The 21,109-nt window shown below is 35.1% G+C and carries 15 protein-coding genes and 3 pseudogenes; 16 read left to right on the top strand and 2 right to left on the bottom strand.

Annotated features, from left to right (window positions below):
• The first annotated feature begins 388 nt into the window (after positions 1 to 388).
• Together FH036_RS01450 and cuyA are read left to right on the top strand one after the other, a co-directional pair.
• Positions 389 to 1,621 carry a DUF4073 domain-containing protein gene (locus tag FH036_RS01450; RefSeq protein WP_139895198.1) on the top strand — a complete coding sequence of 411 codons (1,233 nt, stop codon included), beginning with the start codon at positions 389 to 391 and terminating at the stop codon, positions 1,619 to 1,621.
• Between the two features lie 329 nt (positions 1,622 to 1,950).
• Positions 1,951 to 2,946, top strand: a complete 996-nt coding sequence (gene cuyA, locus FH036_RS01455) for a D-cysteate sulfo-lyase (protein WP_001046626.1) — start codon at positions 1,951 to 1,953, stop codon at positions 2,944 to 2,946.
• Positions 2,947 to 3,115: 169 nt separating this feature from the next.
• Here cuyA and FH036_RS01460 read toward each other — a convergent pair whose 3' ends face one another.
• On the bottom strand, positions 3,116 to 3,406 hold the full coding sequence (locus FH036_RS01460) for a hypothetical protein (protein WP_001176308.1): 291 nt from the start codon (positions 3,404 to 3,406) through the stop codon (positions 3,116 to 3,118).
• Between the two features lie 100 nt (positions 3,407 to 3,506).
• Between FH036_RS01460 and FH036_RS01465 the strand changes: the two are divergent.
• The 10 genes and pseudogenes from FH036_RS01465 (at position 3,507) to FH036_RS01505 (ending at position 13,270) form a co-directional block, all read left to right on the top strand.
• A pseudogene (locus tag FH036_RS01465) lies at positions 3,507 to 3,929 on the top strand (YhfM domain-containing protein).
• A 912-nt stretch (positions 3,930 to 4,841) separates the two neighbouring features.
• Entirely contained in the window at positions 4,842 to 6,287 is a 1,446-nt protein-coding gene (locus FH036_RS01475) for a L,D-transpeptidase family protein (RefSeq protein WP_001064115.1), read from the top strand.
• Positions 6,288 to 7,156: 869 nt separating this feature from the next.
• A complete protein-coding gene (locus FH036_RS27320; RefSeq protein ID WP_257469480.1) occupies positions 7,157 to 7,285 on the top strand; it encodes a hypothetical protein in 129 nt (42 codons plus the stop codon).
• Positions 7,285 to 8,415, top strand: a complete 1,131-nt coding sequence (locus FH036_RS01480; RefSeq protein ID WP_139895199.1) for an RNA-guided endonuclease InsQ/TnpB family protein — start codon at positions 7,285 to 7,287, stop codon at positions 8,413 to 8,415. Before FH036_RS27320 ends, FH036_RS01480 begins: the two co-directional genes overlap by 1 nt.
• A 152-nt stretch (positions 8,416 to 8,567) precedes the next feature.
• Complete coding sequence (locus tag FH036_RS01485; RefSeq protein ID WP_001104100.1) at positions 8,568 to 8,783, top strand: hypothetical protein; 216 nt, start codon at positions 8,568 to 8,570, stop codon at positions 8,781 to 8,783.
• A 109-nt stretch (positions 8,784 to 8,892) separates the two neighbouring features.
• Positions 8,893 to 9,195: pseudogene (locus FH036_RS01490) on the top strand (LysE family translocator); the annotation flags it as partial.
• 605 nt (positions 9,196 to 9,800) lie between these two features.
• Entirely contained in the window at positions 9,801 to 11,045 is a 1,245-nt protein-coding gene (locus FH036_RS01495) for an MFS transporter (protein ID WP_139895200.1), read from the top strand.
• 5 nt (positions 11,046 to 11,050) lie between these two features.
• Positions 11,051 to 12,337 carry an ATP-grasp domain-containing protein gene (locus FH036_RS01500; RefSeq protein WP_176398070.1) on the top strand — a complete coding sequence of 429 codons (1,287 nt, stop codon included), beginning with the start codon at positions 11,051 to 11,053 and terminating at the stop codon, positions 12,335 to 12,337.
• 132 nt (positions 12,338 to 12,469) lie between these two features.
• Positions 12,470 to 12,631 (top strand): hypothetical protein, encoded by a 162-nt coding sequence (locus FH036_RS26955; RefSeq protein WP_033691926.1) that lies wholly within the window; start codon positions 12,470 to 12,472, stop codon positions 12,629 to 12,631.
• Between the two features lie 240 nt (positions 12,632 to 12,871).
• On the top strand, positions 12,872 to 13,270 hold the full coding sequence (locus FH036_RS01505) for a DUF1259 domain-containing protein (protein WP_139895202.1): 399 nt from the start codon (positions 12,872 to 12,874) through the stop codon (positions 13,268 to 13,270).
• Between the two features lie 333 nt (positions 13,271 to 13,603).
• On the opposite strand, the gene FH036_RS01510 is transcribed toward FH036_RS01505, so the two are convergent.
• The gene (locus tag FH036_RS01510) at positions 13,604 to 14,206 is read right to left on the bottom strand and encodes a hypothetical protein (protein WP_138321630.1); all 603 of its coding nucleotides are present in this window, start codon (positions 14,204 to 14,206) and stop codon (positions 13,604 to 13,606) included.
• Between the two features lie 467 nt (positions 14,207 to 14,673).
• Here FH036_RS01510 and FH036_RS01515 point away from each other — a divergent pair, with 467 nt between their 5' ends.
• The 4 genes and pseudogenes from FH036_RS01515 (at position 14,674) to FH036_RS01530 (ending at position 20,839) form a co-directional block, all read left to right on the top strand.
• Positions 14,674 to 16,152, top strand: coding sequence for a DHA2 family efflux MFS transporter permease subunit (locus tag FH036_RS01515; protein WP_139895203.1), 1,479 nt, complete (start codon positions 14,674 to 14,676; stop codon positions 16,150 to 16,152).
• A 433-nt stretch (positions 16,153 to 16,585) separates the two neighbouring features.
• On the top strand, positions 16,586 to 19,783 hold the full coding sequence (gene cypD, locus FH036_RS01520; protein WP_044793098.1) for a bifunctional P-450/NADPH--P450 reductase: 3,198 nt from the start codon (positions 16,586 to 16,588) through the stop codon (positions 19,781 to 19,783).
• Between the two features lie 260 nt (positions 19,784 to 20,043).
• Positions 20,044 to 20,151, top strand: a pseudogene (locus tag FH036_RS01525) (ABC transporter ATP-binding protein); the annotation flags it as partial.
• A 181-nt stretch (positions 20,152 to 20,332) separates the two neighbouring features.
• Positions 20,333 to 20,839: a GNAT family N-acetyltransferase gene (locus FH036_RS01530; RefSeq protein WP_000470667.1), complete on the top strand. Its 507-nt coding sequence runs from the start codon at positions 20,333 to 20,335 to the stop codon at positions 20,837 to 20,839.
• Positions 20,840 to 21,109 lie beyond the last annotated feature (270 nt).

The raw sequence follows: 21,109 nt of genomic DNA on the forward strand, positions 1-21,109 counted from the left end.
GAATATATCGAATTGCTTAACCGAACTAGTATTTTAGGGACATTAACTGAAACCATAAATATAACCTCATGTCTATCTTGTTGATGAATTTCATTGTCCTCGGATAAAAAATCAGTAAACCCTTAAATTAAAAGTAATAAAAAACAACGTATGAAACGAAAAAAATTAACATCAAAATTTACATGTATGTAATGTTAAAGGCTAGAAAGCTAGATTGGCGTGAATCACTAATTGTGGAGTGCAAAAAACAACAAAATCTTTTAAAAAACACTTAATTTTTTACTCCATCTATCTTTACAATCCCTCCTTATAATGTGAATTGGACAAGCACCTAAGAGAAAGCAGAATATGTCAGTTTGTACATTCTATTATTAGGGGGAGAATTTGTATGAAAAAGACAGTTGCTTCGTTAGTGGTTATGACGGCATTATTACCGACATTTTCAGCACATGCGGAAGGGAAAGAGCAAGTTCGAAAATCAGCTACAACTTTTAACGTTATTAGTGACATTCAAGGTGATTTAGGAGATTTTGATCACGTATTAAAAGATATGAACAAAGTGACGCCGCTTTCTAGAGCGCTTATTATGAATGGGGATATAACGCCAACTGGACAACAGTCCCAATATGATGATGTAAAGCGAGTATTAAACAAAAATAAGCATCCAGAGAATGTATGGTCAACTGTTGGGAATCATGAGTTTTATGCTGGTAAATGGACAGCTGATGGGAAGCTATCTCAAAGTACATGGCCAAATGGTGTAACGGAGGAAACGCTATTTAACCGCTATTTACAATTTAGCGGACAAGAAAAGGTATATTATAAAAAAGAATTAGACGGTTATCCGCTTTTATTTTTAGGAACTGAAAAATATATGAAATACCACGATTCAAAAATGTGGGACGAAGTATATATGAGTGATGAGCAACTAGGTTGGTTAAAACAAAATTTAGAAGAGTACAGCCAAAAAGATAAAAATAAACCAATTTTCATTTTTTCTCATCACGTTTTACCTGATACGGTGTCTGGATCAAGACAATCACCGTACTTACAAGATTATTTAAATGTCGATAAGTTGTATGATATATTAAAAGACTATCCACAAGTTGTTTTCTTTACGAGTCACACGCACTGGGATTTAAACTTGCCAGACTGGGCTGGTAAAAAGAAAATTGCAGGCGGAGATAAAAAAGGATTTACAGTTGTAAATACAGGTGGTATTGAAACGGGCTGGATGTCGGCTGGACCAAATGGAGGAGAGAAGACTGCTCCTGATGGCTATTCATTCAAACAAGGGTTGCAAGTGAAAGCATATGGTAGCGATGTAATGGTGACAGCTTACGATTACAAACGTGATAAGGAAATAAAGAAATTATTAATTAGTGATTCGAAAATTGCACAAATGGCACCAAATGTAACGGCAGATGATAGTAAAAACGTAATCGTCGGTGCAACGGAGTATATGGAGTATAATGTAGAAGGAACGGACGAGTGGCTGACGTATAATCCAGGAAATCCTCCAAAATTTGATGGGAACAAGATTGTATACGTACGACATAAAGGCGAAATGAATTTAGAACCAGGATTAACGCAGCTTCTTCGATTTTCGGAAAATAAGTGATTGGAGAGGACCCACTTTCTAATGAGTGGGTCTTTTTGTGTTGTCGATTTTTGTCGGTAAGTCGATATATTTGAAAAATCGCCGATATAAATTAAGAATCGCTGATATATTTGAAAAATCGTCGATATAAATTTCATGTACCGTAATATGGTTAAAATCATTATTATAATTTCATGTACCGTATTGAAGATAAAACCTTTAATACAATTCCATTCGCCAAAACCGAATTCCAACACATTTTTACCCCAGAAAGATGACTTCATCATTTTTACATGCAATAATAGTAACGTTACATACATTGTGAAAGAAGTATAAAAGGAGCGTTATTTATGAATTTAGCTAAATTCCCGAGAAAAAAATATACAGAGTCATATACACCAATTGAAAAATTAAACAATTTTTCTGAAGTACTTGGTGGGCCGACTATTTATTTTAAACGAGATGATTTACTTGGTTTAACAGCTGGTGGTAATAAGACGAGAAAGTTAGAGTTTCTAGTTGCGGATGCACAGGCAAAGGGTGCAGATACGTTAATTACAGCTGGTGGTATTCAGTCCAATCATTGCCGTCTGACACTTGCAGCTGCGGTGAAAGAGAAAATGAAATGTATTCTTGTATTAGAAGAAGGGCTTGAGCCAGAAGAGAAGCCAGACTTTAATGGAAACTATTTCTTATATCATTTACTAGGTGCTGAAAATGTCATTGTTGTACGAAACGGAGCAGATCTTATGGAAGAGATGCATAAGGTTGCGAAAGAAGTAAGTGAAAAAGGGAATACACCATATGTCATTCCAGTTGGTGGATCAAATCCTACTGGCGCAATGGGATACGTTGCTTGTGCGCAAGAAATTATGGCGCAATCATTTGATCAAGGAATTGATTTCAGTTCAGTCATTTGCGTAAGCGGTAGCGGCGGCATGCACGCTGGTTTAATTACAGGTTTTGCTGGAACACAAAGTAACATCCCAGTAATCGGAATTAACGTAAGTAGAGGAAAAGCAGAGCAAGAAGAGAAAGTAGCAAAACTTGTAGATGAAACTTCAGCTCACGTTGGTATTCCAAACTTTATCCCGCGCGAAGCTGTTACATGCTTTGATGAATATGTAGGGCCAGGTTACGCGTTACCAACGCCAGAAATGGTGGAAGCAGTGCAGCTGTTAGCAAAAACTGAAGGTATTTTACTTGATCCAGTATACACAGGTAAAGCAGTAGCGGGATTAATCGACTTAATTAGAAAAGGTACATTTAATAAAGAAGACAACATTTTATTCGTACATTCAGGTGGTTCACCAGCTTTATATGCGAATACATCTTTATTCGCGTAAGTGTGAAAAAGCATTGGGTATCCAATGCTTTTTGTTATATACTGGAATTATTAGGAGGCCAGAAGGGGGAGTATATGAGTTCAAACTTAAAATGGATGATATACACGATACTCGGTATTTTTATTTTATTAATTTTATTTGTAGCTTATGGAGTTTATTTATATTTCACTTAAGTGAAATGGTAACCGAACCAAAGGAAGAATAAAATAATTGCTGTATTAAATAGAGTAAAACATAAACCGATAATCGCTAAAATTTTCCTTTCATTTCGACTACAAAAAGATATTACCGCTAATAGGATTGCTATAACAGCGGAAGCTAATATGAAGTAAGCGAAAGGCACAACATATTCTACTCCAACCCTGTCTAAAATAGGTGTGAAAAGAAAGAGATTAATCGTAACGAATATACTTGCAAAGAGAAACGTATAGCTTTTCCAAGTGTATGTTTTTAACTGCATGGATCATACTCCTTTCCTTATATTATTTATATTTTTAACCATAAATTAATTACCTTTATTTTACAATAATCTGGATTGTTATGAAATGAGGTAGATGAATATGAAGGATAGAAATGTGTCTTTAGTTTTTATTATTATCTGTATATTAATAGTAACTGGCTGTTGAAATATACTAGGAAATGAAGAGCAAAGAATTGAAGTGCAAAAAGATATTGGTGATAATGAATATGAAGATTTTAAGGTAGTGACAGATAATAATGAAGTGATGCAAGTAAAGAAAATATTAAAGGATACTACTTTTGAAAATAAAAAAGTGCAAATGTCTCGTCCAGCTGATTATCATTTTATTTTTCAATTTAAAAATCCGAAAATAGAGGCGAAAGCTGTGTTGTATCAAATTTGGATAAGTTCTAATAAGGATACAGTGGAAATCATCTTGGGTGGTAATCGGTACGCTCAATTAGAAGAAAAAAATGCAGCTACTTTGTTTCGGATTGTTACAGGGGAAAAGTTAGCTGAGTAAACTATATTGGATTATAGGGATTCAGTTCATATTTTTCATTTTGAGAGATAATTAGTTTTCAACAATAATAGCTATCTTTTTATGTTGGAATAAACATTGAGAATCGGATAAAATGGAAATTAGACATTGGATCCATGCTCCTTAAGGTGTGCTTTAATCTGCCAACGGATAATAAAACTAGGAAATATATTGTTTTTATAAAGATTCGATGTTATGTTTAGTTTTCTTAATATAATATTTCCCTTATATAGGAGTGGCTATTTGAAGAAATTAATATTATTAGCGTTATTGGCTACATGCTGTCTCACTATTGCAGGGTGTTCTAGTAATAGGGTTACAACAAAGGATGAGTCTAAAAATTCAACACCTGTAAAGGTTAAACGTATCAATAAAGCGTGGTATAAACATATATAATAGTTTTCAAGAAACTTGAAATTGTTGATGATAAAGATATCATAAGGTGAAATTAGTTAGGCAGATTAGAGGTTGTGAAACCTGGTGACAAGCAGGAAGCACGGTTCGCATTTAAATTAATAAAATATGCGGCATTAAAATATTCACAAAAAAGAGTCTACATGTAGGTCATTTTTTGTGGATATTTTTCATAAATAAGAGATATTCTATGCTGCCTGTCTCTAACTTGGACCTTCTAAAAATTACTTTACTAGGTTAAAATGTTTATAGAGTATCATCCTTCAAAATGCGATGGGTCCCATAATAACTCGATTGATGTGGTCCTTTTTCGCGTTATTTACTATCTTTATATATCTTTGTATTAAAAAATCTAACTTTAATAGATTAAATGAGATAAAACCTAGTTAAAAACAATGAAATTTCAGGAAAAATAAGGTACACTAATCAATGGTTTTGGTTTAAAATCAATTGACGTTAATGTATACGGGGGAAAGATTGATGAACAACAATACAGTAAATGAATCTGTTGAACAAGTTGAGAAAAAACGGGTAAGATCCAAAAAACGTTTTACAAATTGGAAGCTTATCGCAGCAGGTGGCGGTGTACTTGCACTTCTCCTTGGAGGAATGAGCTATTATCAGGCAACTCACTTCAATTCAAATGTTACGATTAATGATACAAAAGTCGGTGGTATGAGCGCTGATGAGGCAATACAGAAATTAAAAACATCTGGACTAGCGAACAAAGTTTATATTGATCAACAACAAATTTTAGATGAAAAAGAGACAAAAACGGAACTGACGGAAAAAGATTTGCCGCAAGTTAAAAAACTATTAAAAAGCCAGTGGACATTTTTCCCTTCTTCAAAGGAAAAAGAGTATTCATTGCTACCAGAAAAGGCAGAGCAGTATCGTAGTGAAACGATGAAAAAACTTGTAGAAGAAAAGCTTGTTTCCATGAATGAAAAATTAAAAGCACCTCAAGATGCTATGGCAAAGCTTGAACAAGGAAAAATTGTTATTTCGAAGAGCGTTGATGGAAAACAGTACGACGTTACGAGTTTACTAAAAGATTACGACAAGCAGAAGCATAAAAGCGAAATTCATTTAAAATCTGCATACATACAGCCTATTAAAGAAAACGATCCGATTATTAAAAAAGAAGAGAAAGCATTACAGAATCTTCTTACGCAGTCTGTTGATTATAAAGTGCAAAATGAAGTGTATTCATTAAAAGCAAAAGATTTAATTCAAAATGCCTCTATGTCAAAGGATATGAAAGTGACAATCGATGCGAGCGAAATTAAGAATAAGATTGCTGAAATTAATAAGGCTAAATCTACATTACATAAAGACTTCGCTTTTAAAACACATTCTGGTTCGGTTATATCAGTAAAAGGTCAAGGGTACGGCTGGGCACTAGATGTGGAAAAAGAGACAAAACAAGTTGGGCAAGCCTTTGAGAAAGGTGAGAAATCACTTTCTGCTTCTAATATTCACGGAAATGGTTGGGAGAAGGAAGGGATCGGTTATAAAACAACATCGAATAATGGTATCGGAGACACATATGCAGAAGTTTCCATTGCAGATCAACAAATTTGGATTTACAAAGATGGGAAATTAGTCGTCACAACAAACGTAGTAACGGGTAAACATAGCACAGGTGAAGATACATCACCAGGTGTGTGGTACGTTCTATACAAACGAACACCATATACGCTAAGAGGTAGCGCAGTAGGGAAAGCTGATTATGCAGTGAAAGTAGATTACTGGGTTCCATTCACAAATAGCGGTCAAGGATTCCACGATGCCGGCTGGCGAAAAGACTGGGGAAGTAATGCTTATTTAACAGGAGGATCAGGCGGTTGTGTGAACCTTCTTCCTAACGTTGCCAAAACTGTATATGATAGTTTGAACACGTATGATCCAGTTATTGTGTACTAGAAAATAGCTATGTATTAAAAACTTATACGAATAAACAAAGCAGAAAATATATGAAAAACACCTCTTGCATTCGCATACTAAGTATGCAAATGCAATGGAGGTGTTTTTATTTAAAGGCAAGAGTTCATTGTTTATAAGAAACAAAGTGGGAAGAAATTGAGATGGAAAACTAGGTGTACAAATAATCAATAAAATTGACACTGAATATCATTTTCATTTATGATGGAATCGTCGTATGTAATTGGATAGGATTTTGTGAAAAAGTTTACTTTTTTATTAATATAATAAATTTCTATTAAGCTCTCACATTCAAGAACTATCACTAAATTTTTTAAGAATTTAAACATAGGAAAGGGTAACTAACTGTTACGATTTATTTAACAAATTATAACGAAAGTTAATTAAATATATCAGTAAGCCCTGCTAGTCAAGTGATTGGCTAGTAGTGAGGGTTAACTGCGGGCAATCCCTAAAGCTGATTAAACTACAACGTGGCTAGAAATAGCGAGCGTGAATGTCGCGAAAGCAGAAAAAATCAATCAGATGGTGCAAGGTTAAATCCTAAACACTAGAACAATGGGTCTTCCGCATCGAATCATCTAAGTCAAAAGTGATAAGATGAACGTTCAACGACTATCTCGTATAACTGACGAGAGTACACCACAAGCCTATGGTGGTGGAAAAATCCTCTATCTCTAAAGAGATAAACATATAGTCTGCGCTCATGTGAAAATATGAGAAGTTCATAAGAGAACTGGCTAAGGAATTGCGCCCTTAGTTGAACGAGATACATTTAATTAAATCTATCAAACCTCATTGAACGAACCGAACGTACGTACTATGATGGGTTCAATGAGGTAAGAATAATAATGAAATTTTTACGAGTTAGTCAAGTATCAGAATTAACAGGTTTGCATCCGAGTAGTCTCGGGAGAATGCTGGTGGAACACGCTACGATTCAGAAGAACAAATCTTTCATTAAAGGAGTTACATTCTGATGATATTGGCGAAGAAAGTTAGACTGATTCCAACGCCTGAACAAGAACAAGTGCTTAGAAATCATGCTGGAGCTGCAAGATTTGCTTATAACTATTGTAAAAGAATGAGTGATAGATACTATAAGCTATTTGGAAAATCTGTTTCACAGTTAGCTTTACAGAAACGATTTACAAAGATCAAGAAGCGAAAGAAATATGAGTGGTTAAAAGACATCAATGCACAAGTTCCTAAACAGGCTTCAAAAGATTTTGATACGGCGAGAAAAAATTCGTTCAAAAAGTACAAAAATGGTTATCACACTTCTTATAAATCCAAAAAAGATTTGATTCAAGGATTTTATGCCAATTATGAAAGACTGATTATAGGAAAGAGAGTAGTTCATATTCAGTCTATTGGAGAAGTGAAAACAAGCCAACAACTACCAAGAAACAAAAAACCATCCAATCCAAGAGTTACCTTTGATGGTCGTCACTGTTGGATTAGTGTAGGGTTCCAAGAAGATTTTGAATCCCAAGAACTAACCGATGAGTCGATTGGTGTGGATGTTGGTTTAAAAGAGCTGTTTGTAGCTTCTAATGGTATGAAAGAACGAAATATAAACAAAGATGCCAAGGTTAAAAAACTTTTGAAAAGGAAAAAGTTAGCACAAAGAGGTATGTCTAGGAGATTTAAAAAAGGTGTAAAAATTCAGTCTGCCGGATATGAAAAAGCGAAAGCTGAGCACCTGCGGTTATCTAGGAAAATTACAAATATCCGAAATAACCATATCCATCAAGCGACAGCTAAATTGGTGAAAACCAAACCAATGAGGATTGTTGTGGAAGACTTACCTATCTCAAACCTGTTAAAAAACAAAAAACTATCGAAAGCATTTTCATTTCAAAAATTAAACTTCTTCTTTCAATGCTTATCATACAAGTGCGAGAAGTATGGCATTGCGTATGTAAAAGCTGATAAATGGTTCGCCTCAAGCAAGATTTGTTCATGTTGCGGAGTAAAATACGACCATTCAGTTCAACCAGAAGGGCAGTGGAGTTTAAAAATACGTGAGTGGTGTTGTGTTTCATGTAATAGCCATCACGATAGGGATGTAAATGCTGCGATAAATTTATCAAGATGGGTAAAATAAATGCTTGATACTAGGAGGTAACGATACTGCCTCGTGTGGAGTGTTATACCCCTCGTCCCTTTGGGGCTGCGAGAACACGATGAAGCACGAACTCGTGTAAATTTGATTGAATTGTATAGATTTAGTTAAGTTTATCGTATCGGTAATAGAAAATGAACTGGAAAAAAGGCGGATTATGGGTTATTATTTTTTTCGTTGTAAAAGGCACAATTTCTACACTTTTAATCGTTACAGGTGCTAAATATTTTGATTTGTCATTTATGCAACTTTTCGTACTAATATTGATCTTATTACTGATTTCTCTCATAAGTCGAAAATTACTGTATAGACATAAACAAAACAAAAAGCAAAAAGAGCTAAATATATAAGGAACCCCCAGAGACCTTTGGATTTCTGGGGTTTTATTTATTCAATAGTGAGTTTTGGCTCCGTGATACGAATGGTACACCCCATCAGTTTTATCGGTTGTAAATCAAAAGAAAGATATATTTACAAGGACTCTTAACAAGTCTTACGAATCCAAAAGTCTCTTTATTCTTTATTGCATTTCTGCCGCAGTTTATAGATACAAAGGCTTCAGGTTCTATACCTTTTATCATTTTAGGAATTACTTTTACAGTAACTGGACTATTGTGGTGTTTATTTGTTGCTTATTTTTCTTCCTATGTCACCAAAAAATTAAGAGGAAATCAAAAGGTAGGAATGATTCTAAATAAAGTAACAGGACTGATTTTTATTGGGATGGGGTTAAAGTTACTTCAAACGAAGGCTCCTCAATAAACATGAATAATAAAAAAATGCCCCCCTTTTAAGAGATGTTATTTTTAATTTAAGTTAATTTCTATATATTAAAAAGCCCCTTCAAATTTGAAGGGGCTTTTTGCTTGTTATTTTGGTTTATCTAAAAATTTATCACATAGGGCTTGATGTATTTTAATCAATTGTCATGTATATATGTGTCCTCCAATAACAAGGTTAAATCCATTCAGTTCGTCATCGTAGCTTCGTTATCTTGCTATTACATTCCAAAATGCGTACAACAGCGTGCCTGCAAGGTTATACTGATGCTGGAGGTGATTCAAAGTGACATACAATCGGAAAATGAATTCGAAACAAACTAATTAATAAACTGATTCTTACAAGCAAATTCAATCCGTATATCAATTGATTTATAAATGAATGCGGAAGTATCTTTCGGAAGGTGAGCTTTTCATTAGCCAGGTAATTTTTAAACATCAAGTTTTCATTTTGAAACTAAACTCGCTTGTATAGCAGGTTTCGAATTTTTATGTGGTACACACATTAGTTGAAAGATAGTTTTTGCCTACTCTGACTTATATCGTAAACTTGATAATTTATAAAGATGGATTTAACGGGGGGATATTATGAAAGGTAGCAAACATTTTAATTTTCACAAGCTTTGGCTAGGACAGTCTATAAGTTTGTTAGGTACTCAGTTTACAATAGTAGCTTTGCCACTTTTTGCATTAGAGGTGTTACAAACAAGTGAAGCAAATGCTGCTATGCTTCGTGGGGTTATATTCGTCCCTTACCTAATTTTTGGGTTAGTAGCCGGTGCTTTAATAGACATTTTTCATAGGAAAAATGTTTTGCTAATTTGTAGTATATGTCAAGGCATATTGTTTTTATCAGTATTCATACTTACTGTAACAAATATAATAACGTTCCCTTTATTGGTGTTTATCATGTTTTTAAATGGAATATTCACCACGTTTTACAACATTGCCATTCCTTCTTTCTTACCGGAAATCGTAACAGATAAAGACAACTTAAAAAAAGGAAATGCTCAACTAGCACTTTCGGAGTCTCTTTCTATAGTAATTGGTCCTATGCTAGCTGGAATCGTCATTACTCTAGTAGGATTAACAGGATCGTTTACTGTTGACGCAGTAACGTATTTTGTTTGTTCTATGTTTGTATTATTTATTTCAAAGTTTAAACCGCATACAGAGGGTTCTTTAAAAGACGTAAATTTAAAATCCATATACGAAAACATATATGAGGGTTTGATATATTTCAAAAAACACCCTGTATTAGAGGCAATTGTGACATGTGGTGCTGTTTACGGTTTTTTTAAATACATACTAAATAGCATTTTAGTAATATTCCTTTATAAGGTAATGGGGCTATCTGAAATTGAAATAGGATTTGTTGTAGGTTCAGCAGCGGTAGGGTTTTTAATAGGTAATACGGTTCTCATGAAAAAGAGTCAACAAATTAATAATACAAAAATGCTTATTTATAGCGCTACTGTATCAGTTACCGGTTTGGCTTTTATACCGATAATGGGATATATGGGAACAGTTTACGGTATAGTAGCCGCAAGTATCATACATGGTATGGGAGAAGGTGTATTTGGCCCTTACGCTGCAACTATAAGACAACTTGCCTCACCAAATCACATGCTGGGCCGAGTAAATGCTGTACAGCGCACGCTTAATTGGGGAGCTTGGGCATTGGGAAGTTTTGCTAGTGCATTTTTAATTTCTATATTCGGGCTTCAAACTACGTTATTTATAGGAGGTTTCGGAACAACATTGTGTTTAGTTGCGTTGTTAAGACGAGGCGTATCAAAAGGAACTGACATTGAATATACGAGTTCATTTTAGAGGGGATGATTATGATGCATAAGGTATTAAAAGGAACTGACATAGAAAATAGACCACACATTTTATTTATAGGGGGATGGACAAAACCTATACAAGATGCATTAGACAGTGGGTATACTGTTTCGTATATAGGCTCTTACGCTAAACACATATATTTTGATGGAGTTATCTTAGAAAAATGTTTCTATAAAAAAGAATTAGACACAACAAACATACCCTTGTCTATATACTATGCTGAAGAATTATTTAAAGAGCGACCCTTTCATGTGGTTGTGTCTTTTAACGAAACAGCATTAGATACGGCTTGCATAATTGCAAAGATTTTTAATGTTAAAGGACCTTCTTACAATGCTAATATGATAACTCGCAATAAAGACATGATGCGTGAAATTCTAGCAGGTAAGGACTTTTCGATAGATTCGACAGTTTGTAATAATACTGAAGACATTAATGAATTTTTGAATAAAAAAGATAGTGTTATAATAAAGCCGCCGATTGGGGCAGGGGGGAAAGGAGTATGTAAGCTAAACTCGGGAGATGATGTAGGGGTGTTTATTAAAGAAAATGGTATTCAACTACCTGTTTTAGTGGAAGAGTATGTGGAAGGTGATATAGTTTATACGGTTGAAACCGTTTCTTATAACAAAAAACATTCTATACTTGCTATATCAGCTGAAGTATGTAAAGAAGATACATTTATAATAAACTATACGATTATGCCAGCACCTATAGATGAATCTCAAAAACAATTCATTATGGAGAAAGTAATGTTATTTTTAGACGATATAAAAATGGAAAATGGCATTACTCATACAGAAATAAAGTTAGACAAACAAAATAAGCCAATAATTATAGAGTCTCAAGTTAGAATAGGTGGTGGAAACATCTGGAAGATGGTGGAACTAACAACTGGCATATCTCAATTTGGATACTATTATGATGCGCTAGCTACTGAGATTATAGATGAATTTAGATGTGTACCTTCAAAATATCAAGCTATGTCTTTAAGCTTGATTCCAAAACCAGGTTGCTTAAAAGAAATCAAGTATAAAGAGTTAACTAACATATCCGAGATCGTATTAATTGATCTAGTAGTAAAAGAGGGCGACACCATACCAACTATTGTAGATAGTACGCAACGCAAAGGGTCTATATTATTTACGGCTAATGATATAAAACATATGTATGAAGTTGCAGAGGAAATATGTAACAAAATAACGTTTGTTTATGAGGATTTCTCAGAATGGAAACCTTCTTTTAAAAATATATGTAAAAAGAAATGTGGCAAATGACTGGTTTATATAAAGAGAGGAATTTTTGAATTCCCTGATAGTGCTAAACCTAAGCAAAATAATTAACCATCCTATGCAAGAAAGTTTAGATAGCTAAAAGCATATGCTTTATTGAAGGGGGGTGATTGAATTATGGAACGGCCGAATTGGGGAATTGGAGGATTAGTATTCGTTGGCTGCATGTTTCTGGGCGGAGGAGTGGGATCTATGTTAGGTAATGCCCAAACTGGATGGCTCATAGGAATGGGTGTTGGATTTCTTGGGATGGCTTTAACGAGACTGATTAGAAAGTAATATAACGTGGATTCTTAATATCATAAGCGCTCCATACATTACAGTTAGAACTTTCTCTTTTGTATTGGCCTTTTCTAAATTTTTTTCATACATAGATATGATTCTCAAGTCGGAGGATGGCACCTTAGGGTGTATTTTTTCTGCTCTTTAAAAGATTCCCAGTATCTTTTTTATAATAGAATAGATTCATTACTGTTTCAGGCCTTTGTATTCATTCATAACCTAATAGTAAAAGGGGGAATGATGAAAGGTATGGCGTGTAATGATGAATTAATTTGTCAACAAATTGCAAGAATTATTGGTGGGCAAGAAGGATTTGCCGGTGGAAAATGCGTGGCAACGATAAACCGGGATGAAATAAAGGCAACAATCTTAGGGAAACGTTTTAGAGTAACAAGTTCTTTCTCATTCGAATCAAGAGATCAAAAAACTGGACGGGCATTATGTCTAGGACGGGTAGCGCTCTTACAAAAAGAAGTCACTGGATTTGTTGCTACAATTATTAAACAAGGAATAATCGTTTCGTCTATACACAATGAGTGGTTATGTGATGATCCAAATTTAATTTACGTTAATATTGAAGACGTTGATGATCCGCTAAGCTTCGCAAGGAAAGTTAGAATAGCGTTATGTAATTAACAAGTTTCTTTCGTTAAATGAGATGCTATTACATGCGGATTTTCAGTCGACTTTGGATGAACAGGAAAAAGATTCTATAAAGATTTGAATACTTTTCAAATAAATTAAAATTAAAAACCCGGTTCTTTCGTAAAGGAACCGGGTTTTTGCGTTTTGTTAGTGCTACCACACCTCTATAAAGTTATTAGATACAAGATAATAGATGTTTTTATAATTTGAAAGATGAGGAAACGAACTTGTAGGGAGTATTAGAAGCATGTATAAGAAAATGAAATCAATGGAGAAACTGGTTTTTAAGTCTGGACTATGGACCTATCCTCTCGTTCTAATCCACTAAAAAAAGAACTTCCCCATACCCATTAGACTACTAAGCATTCCAATTCCATTCATAGTGCCTTTTCCTACTGTAAGTAAGTTTCCAAGCATTCCTGGCTGACCGTAACCTCCGTTATTCCCCCATCCCATGGGACTTATCTGTCCTCCCCATCCTGGAGAGTTTCCGAAAATACCCCCGTTATTGGTATTAAATTTAAAGGCCTTAGCTGGCGGCGATAGTAAAGCTGCAAGATGCCCTTGTGCGAACATTCCTGTATGATTGAAAGGTTGAGCCCAGGGGAAGGGAGGTTTTTGAAAATTAAAACCTGTATGCCCTGGGAATGGAGTCCAATTAGCAGGCTGTCCTTGGGGTATCATCCCTGCATAATGGATTGGCTGACCTGAAGAGAAAGGAAGGGTTTGGGGATTGAAACCCGTATAATTGACCGGTGAATCCCAACCAATTGGATAGAAGCGATAACCCCAATTCTCAGAAATCTTCAAACCACTCATTTCGTAAGCATTAGTTATTTGGGGCTGTAAATATAATGATGACATTAAATTTTGGTTATTATATTGTTCCTCGTTTCCCTTTGAATTTACATACCAATATTGGTGCATAAGCTTATTCCCCTTACTTTAAAAATGTAATGTTAGACTTAGCCTATGTAACCTTCCTTTTTATGGATGGTTACATAACTAGATTTACAAGCCTGTATTTAAAGGAATGGGTGTGTGGTCTTCTTGATTTATCTTGCCATTTGTTGTGGGCTACCTGCAAAAGTCCGATTGGTGTGGGCTAATAATCAGTGGGGGATGAACAAAACCCCCACTGATTAAAGTTTCCCTTTATTTTAGAAGGGTATTTTCAGTCGCTTCTTTTGTTTATTGTAGCCTAATGTAATTTCAGTTAACAAACGTATTTACATATTCATTCAAAATCTTAAGTTGGGTAAGTAGAATTGCTAAAAAGAGAATATCCATTCGAAGAGTTTGGCAAAATACTGCAAGGGTAATAAATTCTCGTGCAAATATGCAAACGAGTTAAATTAATCAATGGAATTGATAATGAAGGGGCAAATAAATATATGAGTGAAACGTTACATAAAAGAAAACCACCATATGTAATGCTTGTAATCCTTTTTATTGGGGCATTTGTTTCATTTCTAAATAACTCGCTTTTAAATGTGGCCTTACCATCAATAATGAAGGATTTAGAAATTCAAGATTATTCAACGATCCAGTGGCTTTCTACAGGCTATATGCTTGTAAGTGGTATATTAATTCCGGCATCAGCATTTTTAATAACCCGATTCTCCAATAGGAGCTTATTCATTACATCTATGGTGATTTTTACTCTTGGTACGGCTTTAGCGGCTGTAGCACCGAACTTCGGTTTATTACTTACTGGTCGGATGGTTCAAGCAGCAGGTTCTTCAGTGATGGGACCTTTGTTAATGAATATTATGCTAGTAAGCTTTCCGAGAGAAAAAAGGGGAACAGCAATGGGGATTTTTGGGTTAGTTATGATTACAGCTCCGGCCATTGGACCGACACTATCAGGTTATATTGTAGAGTATTATGACTGGCGTTTGCTTTTTGAAATGATTTTACCGTTAGCAATCATAAGCTTACTGTTAGGGATTTGGAAATCTGAGAATGTTATGAGACAAAACAAAAATGCAAAACTTGATTATCTCTCATTATTATTATCTTCAGTCGGCTTTGGCGGTTTGTTATATGGATTCAGTTCTGCAAGTTCCGATGGTTGGACGAATAAAGTTGTTTTAACAACCTTAATCATAGGCGCTATTGCCCTAATTGCTTTCATTATCCGTCAATTAAAAATGAATGAACCGTTGTTGGATTTACGTGTTTACAAGTACCCAATGTTTGCACTTGCGTCTGTAATTGCAATTGTTAATGCGGTGGCTATGTTTTCGGGGATGATTTTAACACCGGCTTATGTACAAAATGTCCGTGGTATTTCGCCGCTGAGCTCTGGGCTGATGATGCTTCCAGGTGCGGTAATAATGGGAGTTATGTCACCCATTACAGGTAAACTATTTGATAAGTATGGCCCTCGGCTTCTTGGTATAGTAGGACTTTCCATTACAGCTGTTTCAACTTATATGTTGGCAAATCTGCAAATCGATTCTAGTCACACACATATTATCCTTATTTACACATTGCGGATGTTTGGGATGGCGATGGTGATGATGCCACTTATGACAAATGGCCTTAATCAATTGCCAACTCGCTTAAATCCGCACGGTACAGCTGTTAATAATACAGCTCAACAAGTGTCCGGTTCAATTGGTACTGCTATTCTTGTTACGATTATGAATTCTGTAACAAAAACAAAAGCTGAAAGTCTAATGTCTGAATTAGATCCAACAACCTTCACAGAAGCTACGAAGGCAATGTTAACGCAGAAGGCTTTGTTATCCGGAATTCAGCATTCATTCTATGTAGCGCTTGGCATGAATGTTGTTGCACTACTATTAGTTTTTTTCGTTAAACGTGTAGATACAAGTGCGGAAGCTGTCGAGAGGTTAAATCGGTAGAGCAAAATAAAACTCGAGATAATGATTCCTACAAGTTGTTTTGCTACTAAGAAGCTGATAGTTAAAACGGGAAAAGAACTGAAAGAAACAGTGAAATAATTACACATAGTGAAAAAAGGATCTGATCTTCATATCAGATCCTTTTTCATTAGAAACTATTGGCTTGCCAAATACTACAATCTTTAGTTTTCAATTTCTGATAAACATTATACTAATACGCTTCATTTTAATTTCGTATTTTTTCTGCAAGTTATAAATCTAATAGCAACAAACGACTTAGATTACCAACCTTATAAGCAATATCATAATCGTGAATAGTTATGGAAAAGATAAAATAAGGTAATCAATTACATATCTTTTGTCCCATGTGATTCATTGCTATCTTCTTTTTATTGAATGGGATATTTTAGTATTTTTTGAAAGGGTGTTTGTAATGGATAAAAAAGTATCTGCCATTCCTCAGCCGAAAACATATGGACCGCTAGGGAATCTCCCATTAATTGATAAAGATAAACCGACTCTATCGTTTATTAAGCTGGCAGAAGAGTATGGTCCTATTTTTCAAATTCAAACTTTAAGTGATACGATCATTGTCGTTTCTGGACATGAACTGGTAGCGGAAGTTTGTGATGAAACAAGATTTGATAAAAGTATAGAGGGTGCTTTAGCAAAGGTTCGTGCTTTTGCTGGAGACGGACTATTTACAAGCGAGACTCACGAGCCTAACTGGAAAAAAGCTCATAATATTTTGATGCCTACATTCAGTCAACGGGCAATGAAAGATTATCATGCTATGATGGTCGATATTGCCGTGCAACTCGTTCAAAAATGGGCAAGACTGAATCCGAATGAAAACGTAGATGTCCCAGGGGATATGACTCGCCTTACATTAGATACAATTGGTCTATGTGGTTTTAATTATCGATTTAATAGCTTTTATCGTGAGACCTCTCATCCTTTTATCACTAGCATGACCCGTGCTCTAGATGAGGCGATGCACCAATTGCAGCGGCTGGATATAGAAGATAAACTCATGTGGAGAACGAAACGTCAATTTCAGCATGATATTCAATCTATGTTTTCTTTAGTAGATAATATTATTGCTGAACGTAAAAGTAGTGGAAATCAGGAAGAAAATGATTTACTTTCCCGTATGTTACATGTGCAGGATCCGGAAACTGGTGAAAAATTAGATGATGAAAATATTCGTTTCCAAATTATTACCTTCTTAATAGCTGGGCATGAGACGACAAGTGGATTGTTATCTTTTGCAATCTATTTTTTATTAAAGAATCCAGATAAATTGAAAAAAGCTTATGAAGAAGTAGATCGGGTTTTAACAGATCCCACTCCAACATATCAACAGGTTATGAAACTCAAGTATATCCGGATGATTTTAAATGAATCGCTACGTCTATGGCCTACTGCTCCAGCATTCAGTCTCTATGCAAAAGAAGATACAGTGATTGGTGGGAAATATCCAATTAAAAAAGGAGAAGATCGTATTTCTGTCCTTATTCCACAGCTACATAGGGATAAAGATGCGTGGGGAGACAATGTGGAAGAATTCCAACCTGAACGATTTGAAGAGCTGGATAAGGTTCCTCACCATGCTTATAAGCCATTTGGAAATGGCCAGAGAGCATGTATCGGTATGCAGTTTGCACTTCATGAAGCCACACTCGTAATGGGAATGCTTCTTCAACATTTTGAATTCATCGATTATGAAGACTATAAGCTGGACGTAAAACAAACATTAACGCTAAAGCCTGGTGATTTTAAAATTAGGATTGTACCTCGAAATCAAACTATTAGCCATACTACTGTTCTTGCGCCTACAGAGGAGAAACTGAAAAACCATGAAACCAAGCAGCAAGTTCAGAAGACTCCTTCCATTATTGGAGCCGATAATCTTTCACTTCTTGTTCTGTATGGTTCGGATACAGGGGTAGCAGAAGGTATTGCAAGAGAACTAGCAGATACAGCTAGTTTAGAAGGTGTTCAAACGGAAGTGGCAGCTCTTAACGATCGAATTGGAAGTTTGCCGAAAGAAGGAGCGGTTCTTATTGTAACTTCTTCTTATAATGGAAAGCCGCCAAGTAATGCAGGACAGTTTGTGCAATGGTTGGAGGAATTAAAACCAGATGAGCTAAAAGGTGTTCAATACGCAGTTTTTGGTTGTGGAGATCATAATTGGGCTAGTACTTATCAGCGAATTCCAAGATACATTGATGAGCAAATGGCTCAAAAAGGAGCAACAAGATTTTCTACACGCGGGGAAGCGGATGCAAGTGGTGATTTCGAGGAACAGCTCGAGCAATGGAAACAAAGTATGTGGTCTGATGCGATGAAGGCATTTGGATTGGAACTTAACAAAAACATGGAGAAAGAACGCAGTACTTTGAGTCTTCAATTTGTCAGCCGTCTTGGAGGATCTCCTCTTGCGCGAACATATGAAGCAGTTTATGCATCTATATTAGAAAATCGTGAACTTCAATCATCTAGCAGTGAAAGAAGCACGCGACATATTGAGATATCCTTGCCGGAAGGCGCTACGTATAAAGAAGGTGACCACCTTGGGGTGCTGCCAATTAATAGTGAGAAAAATGTCAACCGAATTTTAAAACGCTTTGGATTAAACGGGAAGGATCAAGTCATACTGAGTGCAAGTGGACGGAGTGTAAATCACATACCTTTAGACAGTCCTGTTCGTTTATTTGACCTTCTTAGTTATAGTGTCGAAGTGCAAGAAGCAGCCACTCGAGCACAAATACGAGAAATGGTGACATTCACAGTATGCCCTCCTCATAAAAAGGAATTGGAATCATTATTGGAAGAGGGAGTTTATCAAGAACAAATATTAAAGAAACGTATTTCAATGTTAGATCTTCTTGAAAAGTATGAGGCTTGTGAAATCCGATTTGAACGCTTTTTAGAACTTCTTCCGGCGCTCAAACCGCGTTACTATTCTATCTCAAGTTCTCCACTTGTTGCCCAGGATCGTCTGAGCATTACGGTTGGTGTTGTAAATGCGCCTGCATGGAGTGGGGAAGGAACATATGAAGGAGTCGCTTCTAATTATTTAGCTCAGCGTCATAATAAAGATGAGATTATCTGTTTCATTCGAACGCCACAATCAAACTTTCAATTACCTGAAAATCCAGAAACACCAATTATCATGGTTGGACCAGGCACTGGAATTGCACCATTCCGTGGATTCTTACAAGCGCGTCGTGTGCAAAAGCAAAAAGGTATGAAGGTAGGAGAAGCACATCTATACTTTGGTTGTCGTCATCCTGAAAAGGATTATCTCTATCGTACAGAATTAGAAAATGATGAAAGAGAGGGATTAATCTCTTTACACACAGCTTTTTCTCGCTTAGAAGGACACCCTAAAACATATGTACAGCATGTAATAAAAGAAGATAGAATCCATTTAATTGCGTTATTAGATAATGGGGCCCATCTTTATATATGTGGTGATGGAAGTAAAATGGCTCCTGACGTAGAAGATACCCTTTGTGAAGCCTATCAAGAAATTCATGAAGTTAGTGAACAAGAAGCAAGGAATTGGTTGGAACGTGTGCAAGATGAAGGACGATATGGAAAAGATGTTTGGGCTGGAATCTAAATTCTTCTTAATTAGATAAGTAATATTTCATTCACGAACTTCTTTCAACTAAGTATAACTGTAAACAAAATAAACTGCTTTATAAAAACCCTGTATTTTTTACTGAATATGGGGTTTTCTTATTTTTAAATAAAAGGGGCGTATATGTTGATTCAAAATCCAATAATCTTTATGCATTATATACACAACATGTTAGATTTGAAATACTTAATAAAAAGGGGAAACATCAGGGAGAAGTAGACTTTAATTTAAACTCAATAAAATGCGTAATTGTTGTTACTCATTCACAAGAAGTTGCAAAAAAATCAGATCGAGCATTTTATTTAATTAAAATAAAGTTAGTAGTAAACGAAATTAAGAATAGTTAATTAAAAGCTACTTTTGCTCTTAATTAACATAATTTTCGAAATGTATGAATGCTAATATTTGTTATATGATATATTTATCAAATTATTATTCATGTAGTTTCTGTGATGAATCTGTAAGATAGTTTAAGGGTTGAATGTGGATTTGAAATAAAGAAACGATTTTTTGAGAGGAGAAAAGTAAATGTTTATAAGAACAGAAAGATTATTAATACGAAATTTTGAGTTCAAAGATTGGCGAGATGTCCATGAGTATACATCAGATAGCAATGTTATGAAATACATACCCGAAGGGGTTTTTACTGAGGAAGATGCAAGAAACTTTGTAAATAGAAATATGGGTGAAAATGCAGAGAACTTTCCTGTGATACTGGTAGACGAAAATATTCTGATTGGTCATATTGTTTTTCATAAATATTTTGGTGAGCATACTTATGAGATTGGGTGGGTATTCAACCCAAAATATTTCAATAAAGGATATGCTTCTGAAGCAGCACAAGCTACATTAAAATATGGGTTTAAGGAAATGAAATTACATAGAATTATAGCTACATGTCAGCCACAAAATATCCCGTCATATCGATTGATGGAGAAAATTGGAATGAAAAGAGAAGGATATTTCAGGAAGTGTATACCCCATGGAAATGAATGGTGGGATGAATATTATTACGCTATTTTAGAAGGCGAGTAGTGTCTCAGAACGCATTGTTTAAATCAAAATCATAATTAAAATCATGCTATCCTTTTTTGAGAATTGCTTGGCCCATAAAATAATTAAAATGTGGGCGGTGCTCTATGCCCATCAAGCTAACATTATATAAGTTTAATTTTATGTAAGATTCTTGAAAATTAAAATAAGAGTTAATTTTCTTAATACAGTATAGTATCTCCAGCAGTTTATTCAGCAAACGGGCAGGATTGTGAAAGTATTGAGTTCGGGATATCTTCCTAAAAAACATTA

It is taken from the genome of Bacillus sp. CD3-5, assembly GCF_006349665.1.
In the GTDB taxonomy this organism is placed as follows: domain Bacteria; phylum Bacillota; class Bacilli; order Bacillales; family Bacillaceae_G; genus Bacillus_A; species Bacillus_A paranthracis.

Bases quoted from the DNA above. Each gene is read 5' to 3' on its own strand.
- FH036_RS01460 (WP_001176308.1), bottom strand. From the start codon at position 3,406: ATGCAGTTAAAAACATACACTTGGAAAAGCTATACGTTTCTCTTTGCA.
- FH036_RS01495 (WP_139895200.1), top strand. From the start codon at position 9,801: ATGAAAGGTAGCAAACATTTTAATTTTCACAAGCTTTGGCTAGGACAG.
- FH036_RS01530 (WP_000470667.1), top strand. From the start codon at position 20,333: ATGTTTATAAGAACAGAAAGATTATTAATACGAAATTTTGAGTTCAAA.
- FH036_RS01500 (WP_176398070.1), top strand. From the start codon at position 11,051: ATGATTATGATGCATAAGGTATTAAAAGGAACTGACATAGAAAATAGA.
- FH036_RS26955 (WP_033691926.1), top strand. From the start codon at position 12,470: ATGGAACGGCCGAATTGGGGAATTGGAGGATTAGTATTCGTTGGCTGC.
- FH036_RS01510 (WP_138321630.1), bottom strand. From the start codon at position 14,206: ATGCACCAATATTGGTATGTAAATTCAAAGGGAAACGAGGAACAATAT.
- cypD (WP_044793098.1), top strand. From the start codon at position 16,586: ATGGATAAAAAAGTATCTGCCATTCCTCAGCCGAAAACATATGGACCG.
- FH036_RS01515 (WP_139895203.1), top strand. From the start codon at position 14,674: ATGAGTGAAACGTTACATAAAAGAAAACCACCATATGTAATGCTTGTA.
- FH036_RS01450 (WP_139895198.1), top strand. From the start codon at position 389: ATGAAAAAGACAGTTGCTTCGTTAGTGGTTATGACGGCATTATTACCG.
- FH036_RS01480 (WP_139895199.1), top strand. From the start codon at position 7,285: ATGATATTGGCGAAGAAAGTTAGACTGATTCCAACGCCTGAACAAGAA.
- FH036_RS01475 (WP_001064115.1), top strand. From the start codon at position 4,842: ATGAACAACAATACAGTAAATGAATCTGTTGAACAAGTTGAGAAAAAA.
- FH036_RS01485 (WP_001104100.1), top strand. From the start codon at position 8,568: ATGAACTGGAAAAAAGGCGGATTATGGGTTATTATTTTTTTCGTTGTA.
- FH036_RS01505 (WP_139895202.1), top strand. From the start codon at position 12,872: ATGATGAAAGGTATGGCGTGTAATGATGAATTAATTTGTCAACAAATT.
- cuyA (WP_001046626.1), top strand. From the start codon at position 1,951: ATGAATTTAGCTAAATTCCCGAGAAAAAAATATACAGAGTCATATACA.
- FH036_RS27320 (WP_257469480.1), top strand. From the start codon at position 7,157: ATGAAATTTTTACGAGTTAGTCAAGTATCAGAATTAACAGGTTTGCAT.